The 18,188-nt window shown below is 72.7% G+C and carries 20 protein-coding genes and 1 pseudogene; 10 read left to right on the forward strand and 11 right to left on the reverse strand.

Features of this window, described 5'->3' with window-relative positions:
* Positions 1 to 5: 5 nt before the first annotated feature.
* Positions 6 to 734 (reverse strand): SDR family oxidoreductase, encoded by a 729-nt coding sequence (locus ABZU91_RS24495; protein ID WP_355244722.1) that lies wholly within the window; start codon positions 732 to 734, stop codon positions 6 to 8.
* Positions 735 to 900: 166 nt separating this feature from the next.
* Between ABZU91_RS24495 and ABZU91_RS24500 the strand changes: the two genes are divergently transcribed.
* Positions 901 to 1,362: a peroxiredoxin gene (locus tag ABZU91_RS24500; RefSeq protein ID WP_355244725.1), complete on the forward strand. Its 462-nt coding sequence runs from the start codon at positions 901 to 903 to the stop codon at positions 1,360 to 1,362.
* Between the two features lie 73 nt (positions 1,363 to 1,435).
* Complete coding sequence (locus ABZU91_RS24505; RefSeq protein WP_355244728.1) at positions 1,436 to 2,122, forward strand: hypothetical protein; 687 nt, start codon at positions 1,436 to 1,438, stop codon at positions 2,120 to 2,122.
* A 6-nt stretch (positions 2,123 to 2,128) separates the two neighbouring features.
* Here ABZU91_RS24505 and ABZU91_RS24510 read toward each other — a convergent pair whose 3' ends face one another.
* On the reverse strand, positions 2,129 to 2,581 hold the full coding sequence (locus tag ABZU91_RS24510) for a MarR family winged helix-turn-helix transcriptional regulator (protein ID WP_355244731.1): 453 nt from the start codon (positions 2,579 to 2,581) through the stop codon (positions 2,129 to 2,131).
* Between the two features lie 96 nt (positions 2,582 to 2,677).
* Between ABZU91_RS24510 and ABZU91_RS24515 the strand changes: the two genes are divergently transcribed.
* Positions 2,678 to 3,112 carry a hypothetical protein gene (locus ABZU91_RS24515; RefSeq protein WP_355244734.1) on the forward strand — a complete coding sequence of 145 codons (435 nt, stop codon included), beginning with the start codon at positions 2,678 to 2,680 and terminating at the stop codon, positions 3,110 to 3,112.
* A 57-nt stretch (positions 3,113 to 3,169) separates the two neighbouring features.
* Here ABZU91_RS24515 and ABZU91_RS24520 read toward each other — a convergent pair whose 3' ends face one another.
* The 6 genes and pseudogenes from ABZU91_RS24520 to ABZU91_RS24545 all read right to left on the reverse strand — a co-directional run bounded on the left by ABZU91_RS24520 (position 3,170) and on the right by ABZU91_RS24545 (position 8,458).
* Positions 3,170 to 4,087: a CU044_5270 family protein gene (locus ABZU91_RS24520; RefSeq protein ID WP_355244737.1), complete on the reverse strand. Its 918-nt coding sequence runs from the start codon at positions 4,085 to 4,087 to the stop codon at positions 3,170 to 3,172.
* The gene (locus tag ABZU91_RS24525; protein ID WP_355244740.1) at positions 4,084 to 4,302 is read right to left on the reverse strand and encodes a sigma factor-like helix-turn-helix DNA-binding protein; all 219 of its coding nucleotides are present in this window, start codon (positions 4,300 to 4,302) and stop codon (positions 4,084 to 4,086) included. Before ABZU91_RS24525 ends, ABZU91_RS24520 begins: the two co-directional genes overlap by 4 nt.
* Before the next feature lie 161 nt (positions 4,303 to 4,463).
* Positions 4,464 to 4,655: pseudogene (locus ABZU91_RS24530) on the reverse strand (sigma factor); the annotation flags it as partial.
* An 88-nt stretch (positions 4,656 to 4,743) separates the two neighbouring features.
* Positions 4,744 to 5,925, reverse strand: a complete 1,182-nt coding sequence (locus ABZU91_RS24535) for a GNAT family N-acetyltransferase (RefSeq protein WP_355244743.1) — start codon at positions 5,923 to 5,925, stop codon at positions 4,744 to 4,746.
* A gap of 106 nt (positions 5,926 to 6,031) precedes the next feature.
* Complete coding sequence (gene cydB, locus ABZU91_RS24540) at positions 6,032 to 7,030, reverse strand: cytochrome d ubiquinol oxidase subunit II (protein WP_355244746.1); 999 nt, start codon at positions 7,028 to 7,030, stop codon at positions 6,032 to 6,034.
* 15 nt (positions 7,031 to 7,045) lie between these two features.
* On the reverse strand, positions 7,046 to 8,458 hold the full coding sequence (locus tag ABZU91_RS24545; protein WP_355244749.1) for a cytochrome ubiquinol oxidase subunit I: 1,413 nt from the start codon (positions 8,456 to 8,458) through the stop codon (positions 7,046 to 7,048).
* A 175-nt stretch (positions 8,459 to 8,633) separates the two neighbouring features.
* On the opposite strand from ABZU91_RS24545, the gene ABZU91_RS24550 reads away from it, so the two are divergent.
* From ABZU91_RS24550 to ABZU91_RS24570, 5 genes are all read left to right on the forward strand, one after another.
* Positions 8,634 to 9,404: a lysophospholipid acyltransferase family protein gene (locus ABZU91_RS24550; RefSeq protein ID WP_355244752.1), complete on the forward strand. Its 771-nt coding sequence runs from the start codon at positions 8,634 to 8,636 to the stop codon at positions 9,402 to 9,404.
* 369 nt (positions 9,405 to 9,773) lie between these two features.
* On the forward strand, positions 9,774 to 10,343 hold the full coding sequence (locus ABZU91_RS24555; RefSeq protein ID WP_355244755.1) for a hypothetical protein: 570 nt from the start codon (positions 9,774 to 9,776) through the stop codon (positions 10,341 to 10,343).
* Positions 10,344 to 10,454: 111 nt separating this feature from the next.
* Positions 10,455 to 11,222: a glycerophosphodiester phosphodiesterase gene (locus tag ABZU91_RS24560; RefSeq protein WP_355244757.1), complete on the forward strand. Its 768-nt coding sequence runs from the start codon at positions 10,455 to 10,457 to the stop codon at positions 11,220 to 11,222.
* 21 nt (positions 11,223 to 11,243) lie between these two features.
* A complete protein-coding gene (locus tag ABZU91_RS24565; RefSeq protein WP_355244759.1) occupies positions 11,244 to 12,638 on the forward strand; it encodes an MFS transporter in 1,395 nt (464 codons plus the stop codon).
* Positions 12,639 to 12,802: 164 nt separating this feature from the next.
* Complete coding sequence (locus tag ABZU91_RS24570; protein WP_355244901.1) at positions 12,803 to 13,411, forward strand: thymidine kinase; 609 nt, start codon at positions 12,803 to 12,805, stop codon at positions 13,409 to 13,411.
* On the opposite strand, the gene ABZU91_RS24575 is transcribed toward ABZU91_RS24570, so the two are convergent.
* Together ABZU91_RS24575 and ABZU91_RS24580 are read right to left on the reverse strand one after the other, a co-directional pair.
* Positions 13,378 to 14,532, reverse strand: coding sequence for a low temperature requirement protein A (locus ABZU91_RS24575; RefSeq protein WP_355244761.1), 1,155 nt, complete (start codon positions 14,530 to 14,532; stop codon positions 13,378 to 13,380). The genes ABZU91_RS24570 and ABZU91_RS24575 overlap by 34 nt on opposite strands.
* 49 nt (positions 14,533 to 14,581) lie before the next feature.
* Positions 14,582 to 14,992: a hypothetical protein gene (locus ABZU91_RS24580; protein ID WP_355244904.1), complete on the reverse strand. Its 411-nt coding sequence runs from the start codon at positions 14,990 to 14,992 to the stop codon at positions 14,582 to 14,584.
* A gap of 173 nt (positions 14,993 to 15,165) precedes the next feature.
* On the opposite strand from ABZU91_RS24580, the gene ABZU91_RS24585 reads away from it, so the two are divergent.
* Together ABZU91_RS24585 and ABZU91_RS24590 are read left to right on the forward strand one after the other, a co-directional pair.
* Positions 15,166 to 16,869, forward strand: coding sequence for an acyl-CoA dehydrogenase family protein (locus ABZU91_RS24585; RefSeq protein ID WP_355244763.1), 1,704 nt, complete (start codon positions 15,166 to 15,168; stop codon positions 16,867 to 16,869).
* Positions 16,870 to 16,913: 44 nt separating this feature from the next.
* Positions 16,914 to 17,282 (forward strand): VOC family protein, encoded by a 369-nt coding sequence (locus ABZU91_RS24590; protein WP_355244766.1) that lies wholly within the window; start codon positions 16,914 to 16,916, stop codon positions 17,280 to 17,282.
* Between the two features lie 44 nt (positions 17,283 to 17,326).
* Here the strand turns inward: ABZU91_RS24590 and ABZU91_RS24595 are convergent, their stop codons facing one another.
* Positions 17,327 to 18,172, reverse strand: a complete 846-nt coding sequence (locus ABZU91_RS24595) for an LLM class flavin-dependent oxidoreductase (RefSeq protein WP_355244769.1) — start codon at positions 18,170 to 18,172, stop codon at positions 17,327 to 17,329.
* Between the last annotated feature and the right edge of the window lie 16 nt (positions 18,173 to 18,188).

The raw sequence follows: 18,188 nt of genomic DNA on the forward strand, positions 1-18,188 counted from the left end.
TCGGCTCACAGGCCGCCGGAGACCCGCAGCACGGTGCCGGTGGCGTAGGAGGCGTCCGGGCTGAGGAGCCAGGCGATGGCGGCGGCGATCTCGTCGGGTTCGCCGGCGCGGCCCATCGGGATGCGGCCGGCGGCGCGGTCGGCGCGGTCGGGTACGCCGGAGTCGGTGTGGATGTCGGTGCGTACGAGGCCGGGGGCGACGCCGTTGACGCGGATGCCGCGCGGGGCGAGTTCCTTGGACAGGCCCACGGTGAGGGTGTCGGTGGCGGCCTTCACGGCGGCGTAGTGGACGTACTCCCCCGGGCTGCCGAGGGTCGCGGCCGCCGAGGAGACGTTGACGATGGCGCCGCCGTCGGTGAGGCGGCGGGCGGCCTGTTGGGCGCAGAGGACGTACCCGATGAGGTTGACGTCGACGACGCGGCGCAGGTCGTCGACGCGCAGGTCGGTGAACGGGCCGATGAGGCTGGTGACGCCGGCGTTGTTGACCAGGCCGGTGAGGGGGCCGAGTTGCGCGGCGGCGTCGAACAGGGCGGTGACCTGGTCGGGGTCGGTGGTGTCGGCGCGTACGGCGATGGCCTGGACGCCGGTGGCGTGCAGGTCGGCCAGGACCGCTGCGGCGGCGGTGTCGTCGCGGCGGTAGCACAGGGCGAGGTGGTGGCCGGCGGCGGCGAGACGGCGGGCGGTGGCCGCGCCGATCCCGCGGCCGCCGCCGGTGATGACGGTGACGGGTGCCACGGTGCCTCCGGTGCTGTCGGGTGGGTTGGGGCGACGCTACCGCGACCGACGCGGGTGAGTCGTCGAGAGGAGGGTCACACGCGGCGGGGGTGGTCGACGAGTGTCGGCGCTGCGGGTGTGATCGCTTACGCTCACCGCGCGTTCGATCGGACAACGGAGGTGCGCGGTGGCGGGTGTGGGTGTCGGCGATGTCGTGGACGACTTCGAGCTGCCGGATGAGACGGGCACGCCGCGGCGGCTGTCGGAGTTCCTGGCGTCGGGGCCGGTGGTGCTGTTCTTCTATCCCGGGGCGATGACCCGCGGGTGTACGGCGGAGAGCTGCCACTTCCGGGACCTGGCGGCGGAGTTCACGGCGCTGGGCGCGTCGCGGGTGGGTATCAGCCGCGACGACGTGGCCAAGCAGGCGGAGTTCTCGAAGCTGCACGGCTTCGACTATCCGCTGCTGTCGGATGTGGACGGCACTGTCGCGAAGGCGTTCGGGGTCCGGCGGCGGGTGCCCTTGGGGGCGCTGAGCACGAAGCGGATGACGTTCGTCATCGGTACCGACCGGCGGGTCATCGAGGTGATCCACAGCGAGGTCAGCATGAACGACCACGCGGATCGGGCGTTGCGGGCGCTGGGTGGCTGAGCCCCGTGCGGTGGGTGTCGCAGCGAGCTGGTATCAAGACAGCAATCAAACAGGTGTACGGAAGAGGGTTGTGATGGATGCCGGCCAGGGTTTGTCCACTGACGAGGTGCAGAGCATCCGGGAGGCGTTGGCCGCGGGCCGTAAGCCGAGGGTGGTGTTCACCGCGGCGGCGGGGCAGATCGCCGGTCAGGTCGGTCAGGTCGTCGAGTTGACCGATCCGGAGGTGTCCGACGAGTTCGTCGTGGTGCGGTTCGGCCGTGACGAGTTGCCGTTCTCCCCCGCCGATCTGGCGGTGGCGCCCAAGGGCGCCGGTCGTCGGGTGGCGGAGCCGAAACCGGAGCCGGAGCCGGAGGTGACGCCCGTGCCGGCCGCGCCGGAGTTCGTGTTGGACACGCCGCGGGTGCCCGCGCCGCGACAGGAGGAGCCGAAGGTGGAGCAGGCCGAGAAGCCGCCGGCGCGGCGGGCGGTCAAGGCCGCGAAGCCCAAGAGCCCCGCGGGCCTCACGGTGACGCTGGCGTACGCCGACGGGGAGTGGACCGTCGCCGCGCAGCAGGGCAGCAAGGCTCTGGCGAAGCCGTACGTGGTGAAGCCGGCCGAGGCGTTGAAGATGGTGGCGCTGGTGGACGTGCCCGGTGTGCAGGAGGCGGTGGAGCAGATCATGGGCGCCGAGCGGGCCGAGGCCGAGCAGCAGGCGGAGAAGCTGCGCGCGGAGCTGGCCGAGATCGAGGCCCGGTTGGCGGAGCTGCGCGAGGCGAGCTGAGGGTGCTCACCGGCCGGCGTGGTGTTCCACCAGGCGGGTGAGCAGGCGGGTCAACTGGCCGCGTTCGGCGCTCGTCAGGGGTGCGAGCAGGTCGTCCTGTACGCGGGCGACGGTGTCGGCCATCCGGTGGGCTTCGCGGGTGCCGGCGTCGGTGGGGCTGATGACGTTGCGGCGGCGATCGGCCGGGTCGGGGGCGCGTACCACGAGCCCTCGACCGGCCAGGTCGTTGATGGCGGCCACGACGTCGCTGCGGTCGATGCCGCAGCGGCGGCCCAGGTCGGCCTGGCTGGCGGGGCCGTCCTCGGTCAGTGTGGCGAGTAGCCGGAAGTGGTAGCCGCGTAGGTCGTGTGTGGCGAAGCCCGCGCTGACGAGCCGGCCGGCGTGTGCGGCGGCCTGGTTGAGCAGCCAACTCGGGGCGGTCCGCAGCCCGGCGGGTGACTGCGGGGCGGTGGCGTCCATGGCGGGAGCCTAACAGTAATCGTTGGCACGACCCACAAACCGTGTTACGTTGGCTCCACCAACGTTGGTTTGGCCAACGTTTTCGAAGGAGGCATCGTGTCCACTCTGAACGGTCAGGTCATCGGTCAGGCCCACTTCGCCACCCGGGCCCTGCTCGAACGTGCCGTCGCACCCCTGGGCGTCGACTTCGACCAGGTCCTCGCGCTCAACGCCCTCGCCGCCGGCCCCGTCGCGCGCCCGCAGCTCGTGCGACGCATCGCGACCGCCCGCAGGATCGCCGAATCGGTCGTGCACGAGGCGATCGTCGGCCTCGTCGACGCCGACCTGGCGCGGCTCGACGACAGCGCCGAGCCGCAGGTGCGGCTCACCGACGCCGGCCACGCCGCCCAGGTCCACGTCACCGAGGCCGTCGGGGGCATCACCGCCCGGCTGTACGCGGACATCCCCGCCGCGGAGTCTCGCACCGCGGCGCAGGTCCTCACCCTCGTCACCGAACGCGCGAACGCCGAACTGGCGGCGATCCCGGTCTGAGCACGACGCCGTCACCGGGCGGCCGGCTCCGCCTCTTCGGGTGCCGGCCGCCTGCCGTTACGGGCGCTGCCCGAGCTGCGCCACCACGGCCCGCTGCAGCACCGCTGTCGTGCCCAGCACCGTCCCGGCCGGCCCGTCGGCGGTGTCCGCCACGAGGTAACTGCGCTCACCCAGGTAGTCGAACGTCCGCTCATCGAAGATCCACTCGTCGCGGCGGTTCCGCTCGGTGTGCGCGACGGCTATCCCCCGCCGCCCGGCCGCGTCGGTGACCCCGTGCACCACCTCGACCCCGGGGATCTTCGCCGCGGCCCGGTAGAGCGCGGCGCTCGTGCGCGGTGACACCAACGACTCGCGCAGGATGTCGCCGATCGCGGTGAACGCCGCGCCGTCGCGGCTGTTGCCCCGGCCCCGCTGCGCCCGCTCCCGATACAGCTTCGCCAGCAGGGCGTCCGGGTCGTCGGGCAGGTCGACGAGCACCGCGTTCGGCGTCACGTCCGGGAGGGTCTCGCGTCGCGGGATCACACCGATGATCGGCGCGTCGAAGAACGGCTGCCGCAGCAGGCCGTCACCCCGCTCGTCCCGGGGGATCCAGATCTCCCGCTCGTGCACCGGTTGCAGGCGCGCCGGACCGTCACCGAACTCGGCGAAGGCGCCCTCGCTCCTGATGTAGACGTAGCCGCCCTCGCTGGGCGGCGGCAGGGGCTTGTCGGCGGCGGCCACGGCCATCCGGTTCAGCAGCAGCGTCGCCCCGGCACGTTCTCCCTGCTCGACGGGGACGACCAGTGGCGCAGCATCCGGCGCCCACGGCTGCGCGATCACCCCCGCGACGGCCAGCACACCCGCGACCGGCACGAGCACCAGCACCCGTCGGGGCCGCCGCGCCGGCCGCCGCGCCTCGGTCAGCAGATGGCGCCGCAGTACCTGTCGGCGCGCCGACGGCAGAGCCGGCACGGACGGGGCGAGGGGCTCTCTCATCGGTACTCTCCCTGCTCGACGGGGACCATCCGGGTGCCGGTCAACTCCTGCTGCGCCAGCGTCCGCAGCCGGGCCCGGGCCCGCGACAACCGGGAGCGCACGGTCCCGACGGGTACGCCCAGCGCCTCGGCCGCGGCCGCGTAGTCCAGCTGCGACCACACGCACAGCAGGAACACCTCCCGTTCCGCGCGGCGCAACGCCCGAAGGGCAGCCATGGCCGCGGCCACCTGATCGCGTCGTGCATCCGGTCGACCACCTCGTCGGCGAAGTCCGGCACGGTGTCGCGTACCGGCAGCCGCCGTAACGCCTCCCGGTGCCGGCGCGCCGCCCGGCGGCGATTGCGCAGCACATTGGTCGCGATGCCGAGCAGCCACGGGCGCAGGCTGTCGCCGGCCGGGCGCAGGGACTCGCGGACCCGCCACGCCTCGAGGAACGTCAGCGACACCACATCCTCGGCGTGCGCCGGGTCGCCTCCGCTCCAGAGCGCATGTCGATGAACCGCGTCGGCGTGCTCGTCGAAGAGCTCACCCAACGCCTCGGAGTCCCCGGCCCGGATCCGGGCCCGCATCTCGGCTGTCACACCTGTATCTGTCCGCTGCCGCCGGCAAGTTCCCACAAGCGGGGCGCGAATCTGACCGGCACCCGGGAAGGGCCGGTCAGAAGTAGTCGAGCAGCTGCGCCGGTCCTCCAGCGGCCAGCAGGTCGAGCACGGCCGGGTCGACGGCCGGAGCGTGGTGCAGCAGCCCGGCCTGCGCGACCGCGTGGGCCCGCGCGGCCCCGGCATAGAGCAGAGCGAAGCCGCGGATGTCCAGCCGCAGGTCGGCCTCGCCGTCGACGCGGGTCAGCTCGGCGGTCCCGTCGGCCACGGCCAACCGCCAGGTGCCGGTGTTCCAGTCGGCGAGCGGATCGGTGAGACGGAAGTCGACGACGCCCCGGGTGTGCACGGGCCATCCGCGTGCGCTTACCGCCCGGGCGACGTCCACCGGCCGGTGCATCCACAGGTCCCGCTCGTGGTCGCGGGCCGCCTCCAGCGGCAGGACGGTGCTGACGGCATCACCGTCGAGCGGGCACAGCCGCACCGTCGGGGCGACGCTGGCCCAACTGCCGAGCACCCCGACGAGTTCCCGGGCCGCCTCGGCGGTGGTGGCCAGGGCCTCGTCGACGGTGAGGACCGAGTCGGCCCCGTAACCCCGACCACGCTGCCAGGTGGCGTAGCCGACCAGGTCGCCGTCGGCCTCGACGAGGGTGAGCCCGTCGCCGGGGAGCTTCGCGTCGGCGGCGAAGAAGTCGAACAGCTCACCCCGACGCGTGAGCATGCCGTTGCGGTGCCGGGCGACCCGCTCGTACAGGTCGGCGACAGCGCTCAGGTCGGCGAGCGTGCCGGCGCGGACGCTCAGGTGCGACGCGGGCCGGTGCCGGGGCAGCGCGGCAGTCGCGAGGTCGACGGTACGCAGCACACCGCCGGTCTCCCAGCCGCAGGCCCGGTAGGGGGCGGCGACGGTCGGATAGAGAGCGCTGATCGCCGCTCCCCGCTCGCGGGCACCGGCCAACAGGGCGGTGAGCAGGGCCCGGGCCACGCCCCGGCCCCGCGCCTCGGGGGCGACCGCCACACCGGCGACGTCGGCCGCCGCGACGGCCCGCCCGGACCACCACTGGTCGTGGTGCAGGTCGACGGCCTTGCCGACCAGCCGGCCGCCGTCGTCGAACGCGCCGTAGCGGGTCAGCCCGGGCACCTCCACGGTGGTGTGCGGAGATCGCTGTGCGTCGGAGCCGAAGGCGAGCCGGCCCAACTCCCAGGCCGCGTCGAGGTCGTCGGTGGTGAGTTCACGAACGTGCATCGGCACACCGTAGCGGGGCGGCCAAAGGCCAACAGTCGATATACCGCCGGGCGAACCCCGCCGATCATGGAGTTGTGGTGGGTGACAAAAGTCGGCGGGGGGGGGGTCAGTGTTGCGGGATGTTGGCCACGCCGATGCGCTTGCGGAACACCCAGTACGTCCAGCCCTGGTACGCCAGCACCACCGGAGTGAAGATCACCGCCACCCACGTCATGATCTTCAGGGTGTACGGGGTGGAGGCGGCGTTGGTGGCCGTCAGCGTGCCCGCCGCGTCGAGGGTGGACGGCAGCACGTTCGGGAACAGCGCCGCGAACAGGGTCGCCACGGCCAGTCCGATCGCCGCGGCCGTACCGGCGAACGCCCAGCCCTCTCGTCGTACCCGGGCGGCGGCCAGCGCGCCGAGCAGCGCGAGGGCCGCGCCGACGGCGAGCACGACGGCGGCCGCGCTGGAGCGGATGCTCAACGTCCAGGTCAGGAAGCCCACCGTGAGTACGGCGGCCCCGACGCCCAGGCGCACCGCGAGGGCGCCGGCGCGCTCGCGGATGTCGCCGGTGGTCTTCAGGGCCAGGAACACCGCGCCGTGGGTGAGGAACAGCGCGAGGGTGGTCGCGCCACCGAGCAGGGCGTACGGGTTGAGCAGGTCGACGAGGCCGCCGACGTACTCGTGGTCGGCGTCCAGCGGCACACCGCGCAGGATGTTGGCGAAGGCGACGCCCCACAGGATCGCCGGCAGCAGCGAGCCGACCACGATGGCGGCGTCCCAGCGGCGCTTCCAGGACTCCTCGGGGCGCTTGTGCCGGTACTCGAAGGCCACCCCGCGGGCGATCAGGGCCAGCAGGATCAGCAGCAGCGGCAGGTAGAAGCCGGAGAACAGGGTGGCGTACCACTCGGGAAACGCGGCGAACATCGCGCCGCCAGCGGTGATCAGCCAGACCTCGTTGCCGTCCCAGACCGGGCCGATCGTGTTGATCAGGACGCGGCGTTCCCGGTCGTCGCGACCGAGCACGGGCAGCAGCATGCCGACGCCGAAGTCGAAGCCCTCCAGGATGAAGTACCCGGTGAACAGCACGGCGACGAGGAGAAACCAGATGGTGGTCAGGTCCACGATGGGCTCCGGGGGTCAGTAGGCGAAGGCGAGCGGACGCTCGGCGTCGTCGGTGTCGTCGGCGGGGGGTTGTTCGCTGACGTCGGGTACGCCGGCCCTGGCGTAGCGCAGCAGCAGCTTGACCTCGATCACGGCGAGGGTGGCGTAGATCAGCGTGAACGCGGTGAACGAGGTGAGCACCTCGGTCAGCGAGACGCTGCGGGACACCCCGTTGCGGGTGAGCATCTCGCCGAAGACGATCCACGGCTGGCGGCCCATCTCGGTGAAGATCCAGCCGAACGAGTTCGCCAGCAGCGGCAGCACCGGCATGGCGAGCCCGGCGCGCAGCAGCCACCTGCTGCTCGGGGTGCGGCCCCTGCGCTGGGTCCAGAGCACCAGCAGCGCGATCGCGCCAGCGGCCATCCCGAAGGCGATCATGAAGCGGAAGCTCCAGTAGGTGACCGGGATGATCGGGGTGTAGCTGCCCGCGCCGTACTGGGTGGCGTACTGGGCCTGCAGGTCGTTGATGCCGTGCACGGTTCCGTGCGGGTCGCCGGTGCCCAGGTACGACAGCAGGTACGGGATCTTGAGGGCGAACACCTCGCGGCTGCCGTCCAGGCTGCCGATGGTGAGTACGGAGAACGAGGCGGGGCTCTCGGTGGTGTAGAGCCCCTCGGCGGCGGCCATCTTCATCGGCTGCACGTCCGTCATGATCTTGCCCTGGATGTCGCCGGTGAACAGCACGGCGGCGGAGGCGACCAGGACGACCCAGGAGCCGAACTTCGTGGCGAAGCGGTACGCGCCGGTGTCGGCCGAGTCGCGGTTGCGGATGACGTGCCACAGACCGACCGCGACGATCAGCGAGCCGGCGACCAGGAACGAGCCGGCCAGGGTGTGCGGGAAGGTGATCAGGGCGACCTTGTTGGTCAGCACGGCCGGGAAGTCGGTCAGTTCGGCGCGTCCGCTGTCCGGGTTGATCCGGTAGCCGACGGGGTTCTGCATGAAGGAGTTCGCCGCGAGGATGAAGTACGCGGACAGGTTGGTGCCGATCGCGGCGGCCCAGATGCTGGCCAGGTGTGCGCGCTTGGGCAGCCGGTCCCAGCCGAAGATCCACAGGCCGATGAAGGTGGATTCGAGGAAGAACGCGACGAGCGCCTCGATGGCCAGGGGCGCGCCGAAGATGTCGCCGACGAAGCGTGAGTAGTCGCTCCAGTTCATGCCGAACTGGAACTCCTGCACGATGCCGGTGACCACGCCCATGGCGAAGTTGATCAGGAACAGCTTGCCGTAGAACTTGGTGAGCTTGAGGTAGCGCTCGTTGCCGGTGCGGTGCCACATCGTCTGCAGGATCGCCACCAGCACGGACAGGCCGATGGTCAGCGGTACGAAGAGAAAGTGGTAGACGGTCGTGACACCGAACTGCCACCGGGCGACGTCCAACGCGTCCACCTGTTACCCCCAACTATGCGTACTACGAGACGTAGTAAATACTACTGCTCGTCGTAGAGGATTGGGCAGGGTCGGGCGGCCCGAACCGGCCCGGGACCAATGACCCTGATCACCCCCGGGCATCCGGCCGACCCGCCCCCGCCGGACCGTTGCGCCGTGCGACGATGGCGCGCTGATGAACACCGCGCACTCCCCCTGGCAGCCACCACTGCTCTGGCGCGCCGCCCTCGCCGTGGCCCGCGCCCTGGTCGGCCTGCTCGCCCGCCTCGAGGTCAGCGGCGACGTCCCCGCGCACCTGCGCCGAGGCCCGCTCGTGCTGGCCGCCAACCACATCAGCCCGTTCGACCCCGTCGTCATGATCGCCGCCTGCCGGACCCGTGGCGTCGCCCCGCGGATCATGGCGACCGCCGGGCTGTTCCGCGCTCCCGTGCTCGGGGCCGCCATGCGACACGTCGGGCACATCCGCGTCGACCGGGGCACCAGCGGCGTACACCAGGCCCTCGACGAGGCGGCCGACGCCGTCGCGGCGGGCTCGGTGATCCTCATCTACCCCGAGGGGCGCATCGGCCTGGACCCCGGCATGTGGCCCGAACGCGGCAAGACCGGTGTCGCCCGGCTCGCGCTGGCCTGCGGCGCTCCCGTCGTCCCGGTCGCCCAGTGGGGCGCGCACGAGGTGCTGCCCTACCGGGCGCCGAAGGGAATGCTGCGCGGCATCGCCCGCGCGCTGTGGCGCCGACCGGTGATCCGGGTGCACTTCGGCGAGCCCGTCGACCTAGGCGAGTCGAACGCCAGCACCCCCGGAGCGGCCCGCCGGGCCACCAACCGGGTCGTCGACGCCCTCACCGACACCCTCGCCCCCCTACGCCCCGACGAACCCGACCGCCCCCGCCACGTCGACCCGGGCCGCCCCACCGACACGAGCCGCACCCACCGCCGCACCCCCTAACCCCCACCCCCGCCCCCCTGCCCCCCTGCCCCCCTGCCCCCCGCGATCTTGCACTTTGTGTCGAGACATAACGCCCCGAGTCGCCCATAAAGACAACACAAACCGCAAGATCGACGCAGCTCTGGCCCCGAGCACGACGACCCTCCGCCCGGCCCCGCGATCTTGCACTTTCTGTGGCGGCATAAGGCATCAACACGCCCATAACGGCGACACAAACCGCAAGATCGACGCAGGCGGGGATCGGCGGCCCGGGAGGCACGGCAGGGCTCCCCCGGGCAGGGGAGGCGGTTGGCTCGGCGTGGGGATCAGGAGGGGGCGGTCGGCGGCGAGGCTGGACTCGTCAGCCCACCGCGCGCAAGGGAGTGTTCGATGGTCAGGTTCGTATCGTGTCTGGCAGCAACAGCAACAGCGGCAGCCGCGCTGGTCGCGGCCGGGTCGTCGCCGGCCTGGGCGCAGGCCGCCAGCACGTCACCTCCGGGCGGGACCACTGCGATGGTCGTCGGGGCGGGACAGTTCGTGTACGACGAGCCCAACACGGTGGGGCACCGGATCTGGTTCGGCGTCGTGGCGGTCGCGGCGGCCGACGGGTCGACGCACGGGCAGTTCCGCTACCGGCACGAGCTGCCGGACGGCACCGTGGCCGCGCAGGGCAGGGCCGACGTGACGTGCCTGCGGGTCACCGGGAACGTCGCGGTGTTCACGGCGATCGTGCCCGAGGGCGTCGGGCCGGTCCGTAACCACGGCTACTACGTGAAGATCATCGACGGTGGTCGGCAACCCGACGTGATCGTCGACGCCCAGGCACAGAACGGGACCGAGCCGCCCCCCACCGGTTGCATCGACCCCGAGACGGAACTCCCACCCGAGGTACCCGCACGACCCCGGTACCCAATCCTCGCCGGCGGTTACGTGGTGCGCGCCGACACCGCCCGTTCCTGAGCACCTGGCGCTCCCGTCCCACGGGGGTGACGGGGGCGCCAGGGTCCGCGGGCGGACGAATGTCGCCGGCAGGCCACCTACACTCCACCGGCCGCGGGCATACTGCGTCGCGTGCTCAACCGATCCGCCTACCTCGACGCGCCCGCGCCGCTGGCGTTCGCCCACCGCGGCGGCGCCGCCGAGGGCGACGAGAACACCACCGCGGCGTTCGCCCGGGCCATCGGGCTCGGTTACCGCTACGTGGAGACCGACGTGCACGCCACCGCCGACGGCGTCCCGGTGATCTTCCACGACCCGACGCTCGCGCGGGTCACCGGTGAGGCGGGGCGCATCGCCGACCTGAGCTGGGCCGACCTCGCGTCGGTACGCGTCGGCGGCGCTGCCGTCGTACCCCGGCTCGACGAGGTCCTGGACGCCTGGCCGCAGGTCCGCTTCAACATCGACGTGAAGGCCGACGGCGGCGTCGCGCCGACGGTCGCCACCCTGACCCGGGTCGGCGCGGCCGACCGGGTGCTGCTCGCCTCGTTCAGCGACGCCCGACTGGCCCGACTACGGGCCCTCACCGGGGGACGTGTCGCCACCAGCCTCGGCATGCGCGCCGTCGCCCGTCTGAGGCTGGCCTCGCTGCACGGCCGGCCGTTGCGGCTGCCCCCGTCGGTGGTCGCCGCGCAGGTCCCCCCGCGTTACGGGCGGGTGCCGGTGGTCGACCGCCGGTTCGTCGACTACTGCCACCGGCTCGGCCTTCAGGTGCACGTCTGGACGATCGACGAACCGGGCCAGATGCACGACTTACTGGATCGTGGTGTGGATGGCATCATGACCGATCACGTCGGCGTGCTGCGCGACGTCTACCGCAGCCGCGGCCACTGGGCCGCCTGACCAGCACCGAAGGAACCCCCGATGGCTGAGACCGTGACCCCCACGGTGGACGACACCCCTCCGCCTCCGGCGAGCACCCGCCGCGAGCGCCGCGGCTGGTACATCTACGACTGGGCGAACTCCGCCTTCCAGTCCACGGTGATCACCGTGTTCCTCGGCCCGTTCCTGACCACCGTCGCGGAGACGGCCGCCGGCTGCGAGCTGGGCGCGGACAGCTGCGACGGGTACGTGCACCCGCTGGGCATCCGGGTCGCGGCCGGGTCCTACTACCCGTACCTGATCTCGCTGTCGGTGTTCCTGACCGTGTTCGCGTTGCCGGTCATCGGGGCGATCGCCGACCGGTCCGCGCACAAGAAGCGCCTGCTCGGCGGGGCCGCGTTCACCGGCGCGGGTGCGACCATCGCGATGGCCCTCGTCACCGGCGACCGGTACCTGCTCGGCGGCGCGTTGTTCCTGGTCGCCAACATCTCCTTCGGCGCCGCGATCGTGGTCTACAACTCGTTCCTGCCGCAGCTCGGCGGCCCGGACGAACGGGACGGCATCTCCAGTCGTGGCTGGGCGCTGGGCTACCTCGGCGGTGGCCTGCTGCTGGCGGTGAACCTGGCCACGGTCTCCCTGCTCAGCGAGGACGGCAACCCGCAGCGCACCCTGGACCTGGCCCGCTGGTCGATCGTGTCCGCCGGTGTGTGGTGGGCGGTGTTCACCCTGGTGCCGCTGCGCTGGCTGCGCGACCGTCCCAGCGCGGAGGCCGTGGCCGCGCGGGGCAACGTGCTCACCGACGGGTTCCGGCAGCTCGGCCGCACCGTGCGCGGGATCAGGGCGTACCCGCTGACGCTGTTCTTCCTGCTCGCGTTCCTCGTCTTCAACGACGGCATCCAGACCGTCATCACAATGGCCAGCCAGTACGGCACCGAGGAGTTGCGGCTGGAGCAGAGCACCCTGATCGTCACGATCCTGCTGGTGCAGTTCCTCGCCTTCGGAGGCGCGTTGCTGCTCGGCGCGCTGGCCCGGCGCATCGGGGCGCGCAAGACGGTGCTGATCAGCCTGGTGCTCTGGACCGGTGTGATCCTCGGCGTGTTCTGGCTGCCCGCCGAGGCGCCGCTGCCGTTCATGGCGCTCGGCGCCTGCATCGGCCTGGTCCTGGGTGGCAGCCAGGCGCTGAGCCGGTCCCTGTTCAGCCAGCTCATCCCCGCCGGCAAGGAGGGCGAGTACTACGGCTTCTACGAGATCAGCGACAGGGGCACGAGCTGGCTCGGCCCGCTCGCGTTCGGCATCGTGTTCCAACTCACCGCCTCCTACCGCGTGGGCCTGGTCTCCCTGGTGGGCTTCTTCGTGGTCGGTTTCCTGCTGCTGTTGGCGGTGCCGATGCGCCGGGCCATCATCGCGGCCGGCAACACGCCACCACGGGTGCTCTGAGCACGTGCGACGCACCTGACAGATCCGGGCCGGTCGATCGGCTAGGCTGCCCGACCGTGACCGACGACGCCGCTGCCACCCCGACCTGTCTGGCCCACCCGTTCCCTGGCCAGCCGCACGCTCCCGCCGGCTGCGCGGCCGCGCGTGGGCTCGACGGGCGACCGGTGCACGCCGCGGCGCTCAAGTTCTTCTGGGGGCCGATGGACTGCGGCAAGTCCACGATGGCGTTGCAGATGAACTACAACCACGCCCGCCAGGGCCGCCGGGGGCTGGTCACCACCCGCATCGACCGGTCGCTGGGCCCGCAGGTCACCACGCGCATCGGCCTGGCCCACGAGGCCATCGAGGTCACCGACGACCTGGACCTGCGGGCGCTCGTGCGCGGCCGCTGGGCCGACGGGGTACGCGTCGACTACCTGATCTGCGACGAGGCGTGCTTCTACACGGTGGAGCACGTCGAGCAGATGGCCGAGCTGGTGGACAGCTACGACGTGGACGTGTTCGCGTTCGGCCTCGCCACCGACTTCCGGTCCTGCCTGTTCCCTGCCGCGCAACGACTGTTCGAGCTGGCCGACGAGGTGGCCCGCATCCAGGTCGAGGTGCTGTGCTGGTGCGGCCGGGAGGGGCTGCTCAACGCGCGGGTCGTCGACGGTCGGGTGGTCCGCGAGGGCGCGCAGGTCGTCATCGGCGACACCGTCGAGACCGCCGACGTGCGCTACCAGGTGCTCTGCCGGCGGCACTACCGCAGCGGTGACCTGGGCCCCCGAGACTGAGGCGCCCGCCGGACCCGGAGCCGATCCGCGATGATCACCGCGACGGTCACCGCCGTCGCCAGCGCCGCGCACGTCACCACCGTGGCGCCCAGCCCCACGCAGACCGGTATCAGCGTCAGCAGCACCACCACCGCGGCGATCCGGCTGGTCGGCAACGCCCGCCACAGCACCGTCTTGTAGGCGGCGTGCCCGGCGAGGAACAACGCCGGACCGCCCAGGGTGAACAGCGCGGCGACCGTGGTGGCGGGCGTGCCGGGCTCCCGCAGCAACACCTCGTCGCCGGCGGAGGCGACGATGACCCCGGCGACGATCACCGGGTGCAGGTAGTTGAACGCGACCCGGCTCAGCGCGCCGGTGCGCTCGCCCGCCCCCGCGATCACCTCCGTCGCGGCCCCGGCCGACCGGGCGAAGTACACCCACCACAGGGCCACCGAACCGGCGAACGCCAGCAGGAACGCCCCCGACGTCTCCAGGTCCACGTGCGAGGTGAGGGTGCTCCCGGTGACCAGGATCGACTCACCCAACGCGATCAGGACGAACGCCGCGCACCGTTCGGCCAGGTGCCCACCCTCGACCATCCACCGCTCGGGGCGGCTGCGGCCCCGCCCCGGCAGCGGATAACCAATCAGCAGGCCGACCACCTCGAGCACGACCACCGCCGCCCACAACGCCTCCCGGGCGACCCCGCCGGCCAGGCCGCCGAGCACGACGAGCACCGACGTACCGGTGATCCACGGCAGCGACTGTTGGAACCCGGCGACCAGCCACGGACTGCCCCGCACTGCCCAGAGCGCGAACAGGGTCCGGCCCACCTGCACACCCACGTAGACCACGGCGAAGAACAGGCCGGTCCCGGCGAACGCCTCCGGGATCGCCGCCGACAACGCCAGGCTGCCCAGCGCCACCCCGAGCAGTACGGCGCGCACCGGCCCCTGGTCCGGTTGCAACCAGTTGGTCAGCCAGGTGGTGTAGACCCAGACGAACCAGACCAGCGCCAGCAGCAGCGCCGTACGGGCGGCGCCTCGCCAGTGCGGGTGGGCGATCAGGTAGTGGGACAACTGGGTGATGGTGAAGATGAAGACCAGGTCGAAGAAGAGTTCGGTCGACGTGGTCGGCTGCACGCCCTGACGCGGTCGCAACAGCTGCGGACGCACCGGGACGGCGGCTGGCTCAGAAGGGGTCACCGCACACCCGCCAGTCCCCGCCCTCGCGGACCACCGGCAGGCGGCGTTCCTCGCTGACGCCGCCGTCGCGGGTCACCTTCACGGTCACCGTGCCGCGCGGACGCCCACCCTTGGTGGACACCGACACGTCGGTGATCTCGTAGTCGGTCACCATCGGCGGGGTACGCACCCAACTGGTGAAACCGATCGCGCTCCACCGGGTCCGCGCGTCGGCGCACAGCCGCTCGTACGCCTGATCACTGTCACCGAGGGCCACCTCGTTGAGGAACCCGTCGGCGGTCTCCCGGATCGGGCCGGCCGCCTGCCGTACGGTCTGCAGGTTCCACGCTCCCAGCCCGGCCACCCCGACGCAGCACAGCGCCATGCCGAACCCGGCGAAGGCCAGCCCGGCGCGCATCGGGCGGCCCCGCCGGGCCGGTCGGTTCCACGACTGGCCGGCACCCACGACTACCGACCGTAGAGAACGCCGTCGCGGTGAGGCGCGGCAAGCCGGAAACTGGGCCTTCTTTCGGCGCGGCGACGCATCGTCTACCGTCGGCGCACACCCCCGTAGCGCCAGGGAGCCGATCGATGAGCCGCTTCGTGCAGCCGGTACCACCCCCCGCCGACCCGTACGCCGGTGACGCCCTGCTGCGGTCCTGGCTGGAGCGTCACCTCGGCGCGGAGGGACACGCCGCCGCGAAAGGGCGCCTGGCCGACCTGGCCGCCGAGGTGGCCGGGCCGCTGCGCGCGGCGCACGCCGACGCCGAGGCGCACCCGCCGACGCTGGTGCGCTACGACCCGTGGGGCGCTCGCGTCGACCGGATCGAGGTGTCCTCCGGCTGGCAGGCGCAGCGGGCCGCCGCCGCCCGACACGCCGTGGTGGCGCTGCCCTACCTGCCCGACGCGCGGGGCACCTGGGGCGCGGCCGCGCGGGTCGTACAGCACGCGCTGCTGCACCTGTACGGACCGGAGTCGGCGACGTTCTCCTGCCCGGTGGCGATGGCCGACGGGGCTGCGGCGCTGCTCAGCCTGCCCGACGTGGACGCTGGTGTCCGTGACGCGTGGCTGCCCCGGCTGGTCTCCACGGACCCGGACACGGCCATCACCAGCGGGCAGTGGATGACCGAGTCGCAGGGCGGCTCCGACCTGGGCCGGTCCAGCACGATCGGCCGACCCGCGGCGGACGGTTCGTGGCGGCTCACCGGCGAGAAGTGGTTCTGCTCGGCCGCCGACGCGGCGATGGCGGTGGCTCTGGCCCGCCCCGAGGGCGCCGGGCGGGGCAGCCGGGTGCTCGCGCCGTTCCTCGTTCCCCGCTACGCGGCGGACTCGCCGCTGGCCACCGGCGCGACGCCGGACGCGCCCGCCCCAGGCGTCGTCGTGCACCGGCTCAAGGACAAGCTCGGCACCCGGGCGCTGCCGACCGCCGAGATCGGGTTGCGCGACGCGTACGCGGTGCCGCTGGGTGACCCGGCGGTGCCCGGCCTGGTCCGGGCGATGACGCTGGTCGTGGTGACCCGGGTGCACAACGCCGCCGCCGCGGCCGGCGGGATGCGACGCGGCCTCGCCTACGCCCGCGCGTTCGCCGACGCGCGGCACGTCGCGGGCGGCCCACTGGCCTCCTCGCCGCTGCACCGCGCCACGCTGGGCACCCTCGCGGTCGACGCGGCGGGCGCGTTCGCCCTCGCGGGGCACGCGTTCGCGCTGCTCGGGCGGGTCGAGGTCGGCGCCGACCCGGAGGCCTCCGCGGAACTGCGCATCGTGGCGCCGCTGGCCAAGCTCGCCACCGGCCGGCTCGCCGTCAGCTCCGCGAGCGAGTACGTGGAGAGCTTCGGCGGCGCCGGCTACGTGGAGGACACCGGTGTGCCCCGGTTGCTGCGCGACGCGCAGGTGCTGCCGATCTGGGAGGGCACCACCAACGTGCTGTCCCTGGACGTGCTGCGCGCGTTGACCCGGGAGGACGCCGGGACGCCGCTGCTGAGCCGGCTGACCGCCGCTGTCGACCTGGCCCGGCCGCTGTCGCCCGCGTTGGCCGACACCCTGGCCACCGCAGCCCGGCAACTGGGCGAGACGATCACGGCGGTGACCGCCGAGCCGGGCACGGCAGCCGTGCTCGCCGGGGCTCGAGGGCTGGCGCTGCGCCTGGCGTACGCGCTGACCGCCGCACTGCTCGTGGAGCACGCCGCGTGGGGTGACGAGCAGGCGGAGTTGGCGGCGCGGCTGTGGGCGCGGCGGTGGCTGCGACACGAGGACATCGCCGAGGACGCCCACCACCACCTGGACCTGCTCTGCTGACACCTCGACGTGGATTGTCGGGGGTGCCGGGCAGACTGCCGGGCATGACGACAACCGCTGACCTCGCGATGGTCAACCTGGACAGCTCCGACCCGGCCGGGCAGGCCGCCTTCTACCATCGGGTGTTGGGCTGGGAGGTCGCCCACAGCCAACCCGAGTACGCGATGATCCGCAACGGTGGCGTGTCCATCGGGTTCGGCCTGGTCGAGGGCTACCAGCCGCCAGCCTGGCCGGATTCGGCCGGGCAGAAGCGTTACCACCTCGACCTCTACGTCGACGACCTGGCCGTCGCCGAGAAGGAGTTCGTCGCCGCGGGCGCGTCCAAGCCGGAGTTCCAGCCCGGGGAGACCTGGGTGGTGCTTCTCGACCCGATCGGGCAGCCGTTCTGCCTCTGCCGCCGACCGCAGGGCTGACGCGGCCTGACGCCGCACGCCGCCGCAGGGCTGACCAGCGGTGCTCAGCGCAGCGGGCCTCGGGCCACGGCGTCGCGCATCGCCGCCGGGTCGCCGAGCGGGACGTACTCCAGCCACCAGGTCGCCCCGGCGGCGGCCAGCTCACGGCGGTAGGCCCGCTCGGCGCGTTCGTCCGGGCGGCGGCGTCGGCCGCCGATCGCCACGTCGAACGGCTGGCCGTCGGCCCGGGTGGCGGGCAGCGCTTCGACCAGCTCGTGGACCTCGTCGGGGGTGAAGTCGGCCCAGCCGTCGGTGTCGGTCAGCTTGTAGGGCACGATGCCGTCGGCGCGGGCCGCACGCCGTCGCACCGCCCCGGCCTGGGTGCTGCCACCGACCCAGACTGGCACCCGGGGCGACTGCACGGGCGGTGGACGCAGCGCCACCTTCTCGGCGCGGTAGTGGACGCCCTGGTGCTCGACCCGTTCTCCGCTGAGCAGGCCGGTCAGCAGGTCCAGGCCCTCGTCGAGCATCGCGGCGCGCACGGCCACCTCGGTCGGCTCGCCGAACGCGGCCAACCCCCGGTCGCCGGGGTCGCCGACGCCGACCGCCACCGTGGCCCGGCCGGCGCTCAGGTGGTCGAGGGTGAGCACCTCACGGGCCAGCTTCGCCGGACGGCGTCGGGGCAGCGCGGTGACCGTGGTGCCGAGGCGCACCCGCTCGGTGCGCCCGGCGATGGCCGCGAGCACCAGCCACGGGTCGTAGGTGGACGGGTCGTCGCCGGAGTAGTGGATGACGTAGTCCTCCAGGAACACCCCGTCCCATCCGGCGCGCTCGGCCAACTCGCCCAGCTCGACGAGGGTGGCGACGGCGAGATCGTCGCCACCGCAGGGGATCTCCAGGCCGTGTCTCATCCGGTGACCGTAGGGC

Origin of the sequence: Micromonospora sp. NPDC005174, assembly GCF_040608495.1 — a bacterium.
GTDB lineage: Bacteria > Actinomycetota > Actinomycetes > Mycobacteriales > Micromonosporaceae > Micromonospora.